Source organism: Bacillus sp. FSL K6-6540 (assembly GCF_038007545.1).
Genome location: NZ_JBBOXH010000001.1, coordinates 5,243,378 through 5,256,201, shown reverse-complemented (window position 1 = coordinate 5,256,201; position 12,824 = coordinate 5,243,378). Strand labels below are relative to the sequence as shown.

The 12,824-nt window shown below is 55.3% G+C and carries 12 protein-coding genes; 8 read left to right on the top strand and 4 right to left on the bottom strand.

The annotated features are described in order from the left end of the window. Window positions 1-69 precede the first annotated feature (69 nt). Complete coding sequence (locus MHH82_RS23385) at window positions 70-1,218, bottom strand: THUMP domain-containing class I SAM-dependent RNA methyltransferase (protein ID WP_015736714.1); 1,149 nt, start codon at window positions 1,216-1,218, stop codon at window positions 70-72. 160 nt (window positions 1,219-1,378) lie between these two features. Here MHH82_RS23385 and MHH82_RS23380 point away from each other — a divergent pair, with 160 nt between their 5' ends. Further along, window positions 1,379-2,014, top strand: coding sequence for an O-methyltransferase (locus MHH82_RS23380; protein WP_015736713.1), 636 nt, complete (start codon window positions 1,379-1,381; stop codon window positions 2,012-2,014). Between the two features lie 93 nt (window positions 2,015-2,107). Here MHH82_RS23380 and MHH82_RS23375 read toward each other — a convergent pair whose 3' ends face one another. Then, entirely contained in the window at window positions 2,108-3,319 is a 1,212-nt protein-coding gene (locus tag MHH82_RS23375; protein WP_041622038.1) for an MFS transporter, read from the bottom strand. 237 nt (window positions 3,320-3,556) lie between these two features. On the opposite strand from MHH82_RS23375, the gene hemE reads away from it, so the two are divergent. From hemE to taeA, 7 genes are all read left to right on the top strand, one after another. Next, a complete protein-coding gene (gene hemE, locus MHH82_RS23370; RefSeq protein ID WP_015736711.1) occupies window positions 3,557-4,615 on the top strand; it encodes a uroporphyrinogen decarboxylase in 1,059 nt (352 codons plus the stop codon). Window positions 4,616-4,650: 35 nt separating this feature from the next. Then, entirely contained in the window at window positions 4,651-5,592 is a 942-nt protein-coding gene (hemH, locus tag MHH82_RS23365; protein WP_015736710.1) for a ferrochelatase, read from the top strand. Between the two features lie 149 nt (window positions 5,593-5,741). After that, window positions 5,742-7,061: a CapA family protein gene (locus tag MHH82_RS23360; protein WP_015736709.1), complete on the top strand. Its 1,320-nt coding sequence runs from the start codon at window positions 5,742-5,744 to the stop codon at window positions 7,059-7,061. A gap of 32 nt (window positions 7,062-7,093) precedes the next feature. Then, a complete protein-coding gene (locus MHH82_RS23355; RefSeq protein ID WP_036660198.1) occupies window positions 7,094-7,867 on the top strand; it encodes a glycerophosphodiester phosphodiesterase in 774 nt (257 codons plus the stop codon). A 3-nt stretch (window positions 7,868-7,870) separates the two neighbouring features. Continuing rightward, complete coding sequence (locus MHH82_RS23350; RefSeq protein WP_340970118.1) at window positions 7,871-8,494, top strand: fumarylacetoacetate hydrolase family protein; 624 nt, start codon at window positions 7,871-7,873, stop codon at window positions 8,492-8,494. A gap of 32 nt (window positions 8,495-8,526) precedes the next feature. After that, on the top strand, window positions 8,527-9,333 hold the full coding sequence (locus MHH82_RS23345) for a DUF92 domain-containing protein (RefSeq protein ID WP_036660203.1): 807 nt from the start codon (window positions 8,527-8,529) through the stop codon (window positions 9,331-9,333). Window positions 9,334-9,398: 65 nt separating this feature from the next. Then, window positions 9,399-11,336, top strand: coding sequence for an ABC-F type ribosomal protection protein TaeA (taeA, locus tag MHH82_RS23340; RefSeq protein ID WP_340967985.1), 1,938 nt, complete (start codon window positions 9,399-9,401; stop codon window positions 11,334-11,336). An 85-nt stretch (window positions 11,337-11,421) separates the two neighbouring features. Here the strand turns inward: taeA and MHH82_RS23335 are convergent, their stop codons facing one another. After that, the gene (locus tag MHH82_RS23335) at window positions 11,422-12,456 is read right to left on the bottom strand and encodes a M42 family metallopeptidase (RefSeq protein ID WP_015736704.1); all 1,035 of its coding nucleotides are present in this window, start codon (window positions 12,454-12,456) and stop codon (window positions 11,422-11,424) included. Window positions 12,457-12,495: 39 nt separating this feature from the next. Then, the gene (locus MHH82_RS23330) at window positions 12,496-12,822 is read right to left on the bottom strand and encodes a LapA family protein (protein ID WP_009594827.1); all 327 of its coding nucleotides are present in this window, start codon (window positions 12,820-12,822) and stop codon (window positions 12,496-12,498) included. Window positions 12,823-12,824: the final 2 nt, after the last annotated feature.

The window sequence follows — 12,824 nt, the reverse complement described above, 5'->3', positions numbered from 1 at the left end:
GCATGATTTCAAACGGCGATGCAGCCAAAAAAGCCGCCCGAAGGCGGCGGTTCAAGCGGCGTCATGACGTTATTCCGCCGATTTGTTGCGCGGTGGCAAGGGCCCCAGATATTGATAATACTGGCACTCGATCCGGCCGTTGAACAGCTTCCGGCGCTTGTCCGCCTTGCGGCCGAAGTAATGCTCGAATTGCTTGGTCGGGCTGATCGCGAAGAAGGACCAGGTCGGAAGCGAATGCATGACGGAGCCGAATTGGCGGATCAAACGTTCAACTTCCTCTTTCTCGCTTAACCGTTCGCCATAAGGCGGATTAGTGATCATACAGCCGAATTCGCCATCAGGAATGGCTTTGGCCGCTGGAAGGACCCTGAAGTCGATTTCGCCGGCAAGGCCCGCGCTTTTGGCAGCGGCTTTGGCTACTTCGATGGCTTTTGGGTCGATATCGCTTCCTGCGATATGGAGCGGAATATCGTCCTTTACCGCATCAAACGCCTCCTCGCGCGCATCCTCCCACAGGCTGTCTCCAATGATATCCCAGTGCTCGGACGGGAACGAACGGCGCAGGCCAGGCGCAATGTTCCAGGCCATCATGGCGGCTTCAATCAGGATCGTGCCCGAACCGCAGCACGGGTCATACAGCGGGCGATGCGGGCCCCAGCGGCTTAACTGCAGCAGGGCGGAAGCCATCGTTTCTTTCAGCGGAGCTTCCGTCACCAGCTTGCGGTAACCTCGTTTATGCAGGGCTGGCCCTGTCGTATCCAGCGTCAGGATGGCTCGATCCTTCAAGAGAGATATCTCGACTACATAACGGGGACCGTTCTCGGGGAACCATTCCGTGCGGTGCGAGAGCTTCAGCTTCTCCACGATAGCTTTTTTCACGATGCCCTGACAGGCGGGAACGCTGCTAAGCTGCGATTTATGGGAACGTCCTTCCACGGGGAATTCGCCATCCGCCGGAATCCATTCCTCCCACGGCAGCGCTTTGGTTCCTTCAAAGAGCTCGTCGAAGGTAAGGGCCGTAAATTCCCCCATCTTGACGAGGATTCGGTCCGACGTCCGGAGCCATAGATTGCAGCGGCAAATATCGATCAGGTCACCCGAAAAGGTAACTCTTCCATTCTCTACTTCCATGTCGGCATACCCGAGCTCTTTCAACTCGCGGGCAACGACGGCTTCCAGCCCCATCGGGGCCGTCGCGATCAATTGTAATCGAGGCATTAACGATGTCAACTCCATTTAACATGTGTACGGCGAGAGTCGCCGCCGGTTCAATCTATATAGTATAGGCGATTGCATTGGCTAAGACAATTATCATATGATAGTTCTCGTTAGGTTTAACGGAGTCAAGGCATGTTATTAGAAAAAGGAGGCAGCTTCATTGCTTACGACCCCTGATGATTATGTTAACCAATTATACCCTGAAGATGAAGAGCTTCAGCTTGTAATAGAAGCCATCCGCGAGCACGGGATGCCGGAGGTTTCGGTGGCACCGGCATACGGCCGGCTGCTGACCATGCTGGTACAGACTGCCGGCGCAAAGAATATTCTCGAAATCGGCGCCCTTGGCGGATATAGCGGCATCTGTTTGTGCCGCGGACTTGCAGCCGACGGCAAGCTCACGTCCTTAGAGCTGAAGGAAGAATACGCGGCACTCGCAGGACGTCATCTGGAGAAGGCCGGGTTCAAGGATCAGGTGGAGTACCGCATCGGTCCGGCGGCGGATAGTCTGGAGGTTTTGAAGCAGGAAGGGCGGACATTCGATTTTTTCTTTATTGATGCGGATAAGGAGAACTATCCTCTGTACTTGGAATATGCCATGGAGCTTGCCAATCCCGGTGCCCTCATTGCCGGAGACAACTGCTTTTTGCGGGGCCGGACGCTGAACTCGGAGAAGAACGGTCCTTCGGTTCAGGCCGTCCGCCGTTTTAATGAAATCATCGCGACGGACGAGAGGCTGATCAGCACGCTGCTGCCCGCCTATGACGGGCTGATCCTTGCGCGCGTGAAGGGATGAAACAGATAACACAAAGGGGCTGTCCTCGGGTCGGTTAGACCACGGGACAGCCCCTTTTTGGATAAGACGGTTGCTGTTATTCTGCTGGCAGGCTCAACGGTATTTGGGCGAAGGCTTATGCGAGAACAGTTTCCGTCTCACCCATAACATATTGATGATCAGCAGACAGCCGGATGTAATGAACAATCCTTCGATTCCGATGAATCCGGATAAGAATCCGCCGATCACCGCGCCCAGCATGTTGCCAAGCGCAAGCGAGCTTGTGTTGAAGCCGAAGGAGCGGCTTTCCATGCCGTCCGGCGTGTAGGAGCGAATCAGCGCGTTGACGCTTGGCAGCAGCCCGCCCATGAACACGCCCATCATGAACCGCACGATGATCAGCTGCCACACGGATTGCACGAAGGCTTGCGGGATCAACGTAAGTCCCGTACCGATCAAGGCGTACGTCAGTATGCGGTGCGCGCCGACCTTGTCGCTGAGCTTGCCGAGAATCGGGGAGGCGATCATGTTCGACAGCCCCGTGACCGCCACGACGAATCCGGCCCATATCGCGATATCCACCGCGGATCCATGAAGCTTCTGAACATACAGCGGGAGCAGCGCCATAGGGCTGATCATCGCGAATTGAAGCAGAAACGTGACGGCGAATAACGCCGGCAGCTGCGGAATGTGGCTCAGCTCCTTGAGCCCGGCGATAACCGATGGCTGCGGCGCCTTGGCCGCCCGCTCGCGGTTGAAGTTTTCCTTGACGAGGAACAAGGCGAGCAGCGAGGCCGTAAAGATTAACCCGCCTGTAATATAGAAAATCGGCCGGAAGCCGACCCAGCTGGCCATGAGTCCGCCGATCAACGGACCGAGTATGGTGCCGGCGACTTGTCCGGATTGCATGATGCCCATCGCAAACCCCATCCGATTCTTGGGCGTCGTGCCCGATACGAGCGATATCGCCGCAGGGTTAAATCCCGATATGGTACCGTTCAGCAGCCGAAGAGCCAGCAGATGCCACGGATGGGTGGCAAAGCCCATGCATGCGATGACAAGCGCCATGCCGAAGCCCGAGCGCAGCAGCATGATTTTGCGTCCGTACTTATCGGCGACTTTTCCCCAGATCGGCTGAAAAATAAACGAGGTCAGGAAGTTGGCCGCAAAGATCAATCCGGCCCATACGCCTATCTCCCGGTCTCCTACGACATTCAGGTCCTGCGCCAAATACAATGTCAGGAACGGGGTGATCATGGTCATTCCGGAGTTGACCAAGAACTGCCCGAACCAAAGCACAATGAGATTGATTTTCCAATTGGTCAATGTGCTCTTCACTTCCTTTCTAAGCTGTCGGGTCCGGCGCGAACCGGACGTATGTGGAATTACCCTAAAAAAGCCGTTCTTCCAGTATAACATATTTAAAAAGTGCCAAAAGCCAACAATGTCATAAGATTGTCATGCGATTTTCATAGGATGTCCATGTAAGACGGTTGTTACTTACTTTTAAAAAGGGCATAATGTTCTTTAGGAAACTTTATACACATTGATGGGGGCCTAATCATGACCTATAACGATCAATTCATCCGCGCTTGCCGCAAGCAGGAAGTGGACCACGTTCCTGTATGGTACATGCGACAAGCGGGACGCTACGACCCGGAGTATCGAAAGATTAAAGAAAAGTACTCCCTTCTGGAAATATGCAGTCAACCCGAGCTGGCGGCAGAAGTGACCTTGATGCCGGTACGGAAGCTCGGCGTGGACGCGGCTATTTTATATTCCGATATAATGAATCCCGTTGCCTCGATCGGGGTAGACTTCGATATTGTGAAAAATATCGGTCCCGTAATCGACAATCCGATCCGATCCGCAGCGGATGTAGAGAAGCTTCGCCCGATCGACGTGGAAGGTGATCTCGGCCATGTCTTGGAGACGATTCGCATTCTGGACAAGGAGCTCGACGTTCCGCTCATTACGTTTGCCGGTGCTCCGTTCACGATTGCCAGTTATCTCATCGAAGGCAGACCTTCCAAAAATTATCTTCGCACGAAAGAGCTTATGTACAGCGAGCCGAAGGTATGGTTTTCGCTGATGGACAAGCTCGGCGACATGGTGATCGCTTATTTGCGCGCCCACGTGGCTAACGGCGGGAAAGCGTTTCAATTGTTCGACAGCTGGGTGGGAGCTTTGTCTCCAAAGGATTTCCAAACGTTTGTCCTTCCAACCATTCAGCGTATATTTGCCGAGCTTCAGGACCTAAGTGTTCCGAAGATCTATTTCCCGGGGGTAAGCTCAGGAGAGCTGCTGCCTACGCTTACGGATCTCAGCACGGATGTCATCGGTCTCGACTGGCGAGTATCCATTACGGAGGGACGCCGCCGCTTGGAGCATAAATATGCCGTTCAGGGCAATTTGGATCCGACGGTTCTGACCGGGCCTATGCCGGTCATTCAGCAGTATGCCAAAGAAATTATCGATCAGGGGATTCAGGAGCCGGGCTTTGTGTTTAATCTAGGACACGGTTTATTCCCGGAGGCTTCCCTTGAGAAGCTGCGTGAGCTGACATCGTATATTCACGAATACTCCGCTCAAGCACTGCAGGCAGGAGCACAACGCTCTTAAACGTTGAATATTTTATTAGCCAGAGGTGAGATGGTATGAAGAATAAGATTGGCGTATTGGTCATGTCCTACGGCACGCCGGAGAGCATGGAAGGAATCGAAAGTTATTATACGCATATCCGCCGCGGAAATAAGCCGTCGGAAGAGCAGCTCAAGGAGCTGACGGACCGCTATGAGGCGATTGTGGGAGGCGTGTTTCCGCTCCGCGAGAACACGGACCGGCAGGTCCGCACGCTGCAGGATACATTAAATGCGGATCCCCGGGCCATCGATCTTGAGTTTGTGTGTTATCAAGGCTTGAAGCACGCGGCTCCGTATATTGAAGACGGCGTGGAGCAAATGGTCCGGGACGGCATCAAGGAAGCCGTCGGCATCGTGCTGGCTCCCCATTACTCCACCATGAGCATCGGATCCTACGTGAAGCGTGCGCAGGCGAAAGCCGATGAGCTGGGACTTCAGGTTTCGTTCGTGGAGAGCTATCACATGCATCCGAAACTGATCGAGGCTTTTGCAGACCGGGTGTCGGCGAAGCTGAACCAGTTCGAGCAAGCGGGGGCTGTCCGGGACAGCGTGAGGGTGCTGTTCAGTGCCCACAGCCTTCCGGAACGCATCTTGTCCGTCGGAGATCCTTATCAGGATCAGCTGCTTGAGACATCCAAGGCCGTAGCCGAGAAGGCAGGCGTGAAGCAGTGGCAGTTTACGTGGCAAAGCGCCGGCCGGACGGCGGAGCCTTGGCTGGGCCCGGACATTCTGGATACGCTGCAGACGCTGAACAAAGAAGAACAGGTGGAGGACGTGCTGGTCGCGCCGGTCGGTTTCGTATCGGATCATCTTGAGGTGCTTTACGATTTGGATATCGAAGCCAAAAGCATTGCCAAGGAGATGGATATGCGGCTTGAGCGCATCGACTCCTTGAACAGCGACCCGCTCTATATGGAGGCGCTCAGCGACTCCGTGATCACCTTGATTGGACTGTAAGCCGTTATTACCCGAATTTCGAATTTCTCAACAGAATGCTTTGATATGGAACTCCCCGGCGACGGGGGGTTCTATTCTTTATGGGGAAGCTGGTATAATGGGGGAAGCGACTTATTGCGCGAGCTCATGAGTGAATAAAGGAGTGACCTATGCAGCATCTGTCACGATCAGAGAAAAGCAAGGCCGAGAAGAAGGCCCGTAAGCAGCGTACCGGACAGGTTTGGCTCATTCTAAACCTATGCCTGATTTTTATGATCGCTGCTTTGCTTGTCTATCATTTTAAATTCAAGGAAGATCCGGTTCCGCAAACGGCTTATCCCCCTGGTATGCCGGACTTTGGCATGGAAGGGGAGCAGGCGGGAAGCACCGGCTCCGGGCAGCAGGGCGAAGGCGCGGGAACGGAATCGGATCCTTCGAAGACGACGGAGCCCGGCGAACCTCCCGATTCCGAGATGACCGAGCCTGATGGCAGCGCAGCGGATGAAGCTGCCGATGACGAGATGGCAGCGCGGGTGGTCATGCATTTTGCAGGGGATACGTTGTTCTCGGGCAAGGTGGAGGCTGAGCTGAAGAAGCATGGATATGATTATCCCTACAAGCATCTGGGTACCGCATTCCTGGAGGACGATCTAACCGTGCTTAATCTGGAAACCCCGGTTACGACCGGAGGCGTTGGCGCCGCCAACAAGAAATTCGTATTCAAGTCCTCTCCGGACGTATTGCCCGCCCTCCGGGATGCCGGGGTGGAAGCCGTTAATCTGGCTAACAATCACATTCTGGACCAAGGGCAGGAGGGGCTATTGGATACCTTGAAGCACCTGAAGGACCATGATATCCGTTATGTGGGCGCGGGCCGGAACGAGGAAGAAGCCTTTGCGGCCCAGTATTTCGAACGACAGGGCATGACGGTTGCCCTGCTGGGCTTCAGCCGCGTCCTGCCGGAGACGACCTGGTATGCGCTGGAGAACAGGCCGGGGGTCGCCGGGGCTTATGACCATGTGCTGCCCAAGGCGGTTGAAGCGATCCAGGAGGCAAGGAACAAGGCCGATCTGGTGGTTGTCATCGCCCATTGGGGGGAGGAGCTTCATAAGACGCCGAATGTCCATCAGATCAATCTGTCACGCGCATTCATTGACGGCGGCGCCGATCTGATTATCGGCGGCCACCCGCATGTGCTGCAGGGATTGGAGCAGTACAAGGGCAAGTGGATTGCGTACAGCACCGGCAATTTCATCTTTACCAAATCATCGAATGCGGATACGTGGAAAACAGCCGTGTTCCGGGCTTCATGCAGCAAGCAAGGAGACTGCGACCTGAAGCTGACGCCTTACCGTACGGAGATCGGACAGGTCATTCCGCTTGAAGGCAAAGAAGCCGAAGCCCTGCTGAAAGAGGTCCAGGAGCGATCCGTCGGCGGCGTCAAAATAGCGCTTGATGGTGAAGTTATAGCAGGCAAGGCTGCAGACTAATTCGTTAAACGTTACATCAAGGAGGTCCCACCATGAACAATTTATGCGTGGCTCACCGGGGGTTTTCCGGTAAAGCGCCTGAAAATACGCGCGCAGCCATTCAGATGGCGATGGATGAGCCCTTCGTGCATTGGATGGAGATTGATGTGCAGCTGACTCAGGACGGGGTCCCTGTCGTGATCCATGACTTCAGCGTGGATCGTACGACGACCGGGAAGGGCAAGGTGAAGGATCTGACCTGGCAGCAAATCCGGAGGATGGACGCCGGAGAATGGAAGGGACGCCAGTTCAGGGGAGAGCAGGTTCCATCGCTGGATGAGGTCCTGCAGCTGGTCAAAGGCCGATTGAAACTAAACATCGAACTCAAAACGAGCGGGGACATGTATCCCGGCCTGGAAGCCGCTGTCCTGGAGCGGATTCAAGCCCACCGGATGCTGCCGGACGTGGTGCTTACTTCGTTTGAACCGAAAGCTTTGATGAAGGCAAAGGAATTGGAGCCCGACGTAAAAACCGGACTAATCATCGATGCGCATCCTCGCAATTTGTTGGCACGCTTGAAGCAAATGAGATGTTCCTTTTTATCCATCGGCTATTCCCACCTGGATGCGGCTTTTGCGTCGGATCTGGTGAAGAACGGCATTACGCCCATGGCTTGGACGGTGGATGATGCGAAGAGCATGAGATCGCTCGCCCGAATGAATCCCGCCATCATGATCTGTACGAACCGGCCCGATACATGGGGCCAAATCTTTATTCATAAAATTGCACCAAAAGTTCCGTTCTGGCGAAGAAAATGGAGGTTTTAATTGATGTGTGCCCTAGTGAATAACGTTTATTGTGTAGGACGTAATTACCAACTGCATGCGGCGGAGCTCGGCAATGCCGTACCGGAAGAGCCGATGATTTTTCTTAAACCCTCGCATGCCGTCGTTCCGCTGGACGGCAGCGTGCTGAAGCTGCCGATGGACAGGGGCAGCCTTCATTTTGAAGGCGAGCTTGTTATTCAGCTAGCGGAGGATTACGCGCCTGGCAAGACCGTGGACGAGCTTGTAAAAACGATGGCCCTGGGCATCGATTTCACGCTACGTGACGTACAGACGGTCATTAAGGAGAAAGGACACCCGTGGACGGCGGCAAAAGCGTTTAAATCTTCCGCACCGCTTACGCCATCCATTGCTTTCCCGGGAACCGCCAAGCTTGGGGATAAGGATTTTACCGTCCGCAAGAACGGCGCCCAGGTCCAGCGGGGGAATGTGAAGGATATGATCTTCTCCCTTCAGCGCATCATCGATTACATCGGCGAGCATTACGGTCTTGGTCAAGGGGATTGGATCTTCACAGGCACGCCGGCCGGCGTTGGACCCACGGAATCCGGTGACGTGTTCGAATTGTTCTGGGGAGACGTCCGTCTGGGCCGCTGCGAAATCGGGTAATCTGACAAGCTTTATTATGGGAGGGATCGCGGATGGATTGGCTGATCGGGGCAGCGGGTGCCGTCATCGTGGCAGGAGCCGCTTACAGGAAACGATCGTTATCGGAATCCGGAGCCTTAGCCGCTATTCTGATGGGTACCATATATTACGGAGCAGGGAACGCGTTTTGGTTCGGAACCCTGCTTCTTTTTTTCATAACGTCCACGCTGCTCTCGCGGCATGGGAAGCAGCGGAAGGCGGACCTGGAGAAATCCTATGCCAAGACCGGCCGGCGGGATGCCGGTCAGGTCTTCGCCAATGGCGGAATCGGCATGGTGCTGTGTCTGTTGAACGTATGGATTCCGTCTCATCTGTGGGTGAACCTGTTTATAGGCGTCATGGCTACGGTGACGGCGGATACCTGGGCCACGGAGGTGGGCAGCCTTAGCCGGAAGCCTCCGCGTTCCGTGCTGAACGGAAGGGTGCTGACAGCCGGGGAATCCGGCGGCGTGTCCTGGGTCGGCTCCGCCGCCGCGGCGGCGGGGAGTACGCTGATTGGGGCAGGCGGATGGCTGCTGGCCGAGTGGAGCGGCATGAATGCGGATCTGTTGCCGTATGTCCTGGCTGCCCTTGCGGGCGGCATGGTCGGAGCTTTTGCCGATTCGTACCTCGGTGCGACCATGCAGGTAATGTATCGCTGCCCGGTGTGCGGCAAATCGGTGGAAGTGTCTCGACATTGCGGCCAGGATACGGTGCGCATGCGCGGACATGCCTGGATGTCCAACGATGCGGTCAATCTGGTCAGCTCATTGCTTGGCGGCGCGGCAGCTTATGGGATTGCGGCGTGGATTGCGTTATAATGTATCCGTCTTAGTGATGAAGGAACGATCAACGAAATCTATAAATGTAAGTAGGGATCATAACTATGAATATATTGACCGTGGAACAGGTAACGAAAAGCTATGGAGACAAAATTCTGTTTCAGGATGCTTCCTTCGGGATGGAGGACCAGGATAAAATCGGGATCATCGGCGTAAACGGCACGGGGAAATCCACGTTTATGCGCGTTATCGCGGGGATTGAGCCGCCGGATGCCGGTAAAATATCGATGGGCAATCGCATCCGGGTGCGTTATTTGGCCCAGAACCCCGAGTTTGATCCGGACAATACCGTCCTGCAGCAGGTATTTGAGGGCGATCTTCCAGAGATGAAGGCGGTCCGGGAGTACACCGAAACGATGGAACTGCTGGAGCTGCATCCGAATCGCGAAGACCTGCAGCAGAAGCTGCTGAAGCTTAATCAGACGCTGGATACGCTGCAGGCGTGGCAGCTGGAAAGCGATGCGAAAACCATCCTGTCCAAGCTGGGCATCCGGAATTATGACGCGAAGATGGGGACGCTCTCAGGCGGCCAGCGTAAGCGGGTCGCATTGGCTGCGGCCTTGATTCAGCCTTCCGATCTGCTCATCTTGGATGAGCCGACGAACCATATCGACAATGAATCCGTGGCCTGGCTGGAACAGTATCTGCAGAAGCGCCGGGGTGCGCTGCTCATGATTACGCATGATCGGTATTTTCTGGACCGGGTGGCCAATGTCATGCTGGAGCTGGATCACGGGCGGCTGTTCCGATATGAGGCGAATTACAGCCGCTTTCTGGAACTGAAGGCGGAGCGCGAGGAGCGTGAGGCTGCTTCCGAGCAGAAGCGCCAGAATTTGCTGCGAAGCGAGCTGGCCTGGATTCGCCGAGGAGCCAAGGCGCGTACGACCAAGCAGAAGGCGAGGATCGAACGATTCGAGAAGCTCAAGGATCAGGAGATGGTACACAGCTCCGGCGAACTGGACGTCTCGGTCGCTTCCACCCGGCTGGGACGAAAAATTCTGGAGATTGAAGGTCTGCGGAAGAAGAGCGACGACAAAGTTCTCATTCAGGATCTTTCCTACATTGCCGTTCCCGAGGATCGGATTGGCATCGTTGGCCCGAACGGCAGCGGCAAATCCACGCTGCTCAATCTGATTGCCGGGCGGCTTCAGCCGGATGCCGGGGAAGTCGTGCTGGGCCCCACGGTCAAGCTCGGTTATTTCACCCAGGAGCATCAGGAGATGGACGGCAGTCAGCGAGTGATTGAGTATATCAAGGATGAAGCGGAGGTTATCCGCACGGCGGACGGCTCGGCCATTACCGCGGCCCAGATGCTGGAACGCTTCCTGTTCCCGCCGGCGCTGCAGTGGACGCCGATCGCCAAACTGTCCGGGGGCGAAAAGCGCAGGCTGTACCTGCTGCGGGTGCTGATGAGCGCGCCGAACGTGCTGCTTCTCGATGAACCGACCAATGATCTGGACATTCAGACGCTGTCCGTCCTGGAACAGTACCTGGATGAATTCCCGGGCGTTTGCATCGTGGTATCCCATGATCGCTTTTTCCTGGATCGAACGGTGGACAAGATCATGGCGTTTGAGGGCAACGGACAGATCCGTGTCCATGTCGGCTCTTACAGCGAATATGCCGAATGGATGCAGCGCCATGGCGGCGAAGCCGCCGGGGGCAAGGCGGAAGCATCCAGTGCCAAGCCTGCTTCGGGAGGCTCAGGCAGTGCTTCCGCTCAGGAAGCGCCGCGGGAGCGCTTGAAATTCAGTTATAAAGAACAGCGGGAGTACGAGCAGATTGACGGTCTTATCGAAGCCGCCGAGAACAAGCTCGCTTCGATTCAATCGGAGATGGAGACCGCCGGCAGCGATGCGGCCAGGCTTCAGGAGCTGATGAAGTCCCAAGAGGAGACGGAAGGCGAGCTGGAGCATTTGATGGAGCGCTGGACCTATCTGAACGAGCTTGCGGAGAAGATTGAGCAGAGCAAGAAATCTTGAATATGCAAGCGAAACACCCATAACAAAGGGGCGTCCCCAGGCTTAAGGCCTTGGCGGGACGCCTCTTTTTCTGTATGGAGATGACTTATTTCACGTAGGCAGCCAGCAGCTTAACGGTGTTAAGAACAGCCTGTTTATGCGTTCTTTCCATCGCATGGGATGCATGAACGCCGGGACCGATCAGCGCAGCCTTGATGTTGCTGCCGGCGGAGAGCGCCGCGGATGCATCGGAGCCGTAATGCGGGTACACGTCCACCGCATAAGCAATGCCTTCGCTTTCAGCCAGCTGGATCAGACGGCTGGTCATGCCGTAGTCGTAGGGACCGGAAGAATCCTTCGCGCAGATGGATACATCGGTTTCCTTGCAGCTCAGGTCATCGCCGATGCAGCCCATATCGACCGCAATCAGTTCATGGATGTCGGCAGGAATGTAGGCGGCGCCATGTCCGACCTCTTCATAGTTCGAGATGAGAAGCTTCACATTGTAGGCAGGCTTCCAGTTATCCCGTTTCATGCTTTCGAGCAAGCCGAAGAGGGCGGCGACGCTGGCTTTGTCATCCAGATGGCGCGATTTGATGTAACCGCTCGGCGTAATGACCGCACGCGCATCAAAGGACACAAAATCACCAACGCCGATTCCGAGTTTCTTCACATCTTCGGCAGACTCCACCAACTCGTCGATCCGGACCTCCATATGGGCTTCCTGGCGCTTGAAATCACGGGCATCGCTGTACACGTGAACGGAAGGATGCGTGGACAGGATCGTGCCCGTATATTTCTTGCCGCTGCGCGTATGGATGATGCAGTATTCATTCTCGATGCTGTTCATCATGTATCCGCCGACGGAGGTAAGCCGGAGCGTACCTTCCGATTTCACGGCACGAACCATGGCGCCGAGCGTGTCCACATGGGCGCTCAGGCCGACGGTTCGGCTGCCGTCTTGTCCGGGAACGGACAGGATGGCTCCGCCTTTCTCATTCCATTCCAGGGAAACTCCAAGCGAAGCGGCTTCCTGCTCGATCCGCTTCATGATGTCGTGGGTATATCCGGTAGGGCTCGGCGTATCCAGCAGTTCTTTTAGCAGGTCCAGCACGTAAGTTTCATTCGGTTGTATCGACACGGGTTGTTATGCCTCCTTGATTCGATGGGACAGCCTTCCCTATTCAACGGGAGCGTCCTTCTGATCTTTCTTGTTTTCCTCTTCCGCAGCTTGTATTTCAGGGGTGTATCCCGTTACTTCACGGATATGTATGAGCTGCTCCGCTAACGAACGGATTTCCTTCTGCATTTGATATTGACGGTAAATCCCGAACGTGCCGACGATCAGTCCCCCGATCAGCGAGCATCCGATAATCAGCAGAATCAGCGGTACGTTGACGGTGCCGAATAACAGGTTCACGGCAACCGGATTGACATTGATGACGGCGAACACAGCCGTAATCAGGGCAAACAATAAGGCTGCGATTAACGACCATTGAATTTTCATGG

Bases quoted from the DNA above. Each gene is read 5' to 3' on its own strand.
- MHH82_RS23385 (WP_015736714.1), bottom strand. From the start codon at position 1,218: ATGCCTCGATTACAATTGATCGCGACGGCCCCGATGGGGCTGGAAGCC.
- hemE (WP_015736711.1), top strand. From the start codon at position 3,557: ATGACCTATAACGATCAATTCATCCGCGCTTGCCGCAAGCAGGAAGTG.
- hemH (WP_015736710.1), top strand. From the start codon at position 4,651: ATGAAGAATAAGATTGGCGTATTGGTCATGTCCTACGGCACGCCGGAG.
- MHH82_RS23360 (WP_015736709.1), top strand. From the start codon at position 5,742: ATGCAGCATCTGTCACGATCAGAGAAAAGCAAGGCCGAGAAGAAGGCC.
- MHH82_RS23355 (WP_036660198.1), top strand. From the start codon at position 7,094: ATGAACAATTTATGCGTGGCTCACCGGGGGTTTTCCGGTAAAGCGCCT.
- MHH82_RS23350 (WP_340970118.1), top strand. From the start codon at position 7,871: ATGTGTGCCCTAGTGAATAACGTTTATTGTGTAGGACGTAATTACCAA.
- MHH82_RS23345 (WP_036660203.1), top strand. From the start codon at position 8,527: ATGGATTGGCTGATCGGGGCAGCGGGTGCCGTCATCGTGGCAGGAGCC.
- taeA (WP_340967985.1), top strand. From the start codon at position 9,399: ATGAATATATTGACCGTGGAACAGGTAACGAAAAGCTATGGAGACAAA.
- MHH82_RS23330 (WP_009594827.1), bottom strand. From the start codon at position 12,822: ATGAAAATTCAATGGTCGTTAATCGCAGCCTTATTGTTTGCCCTGATT.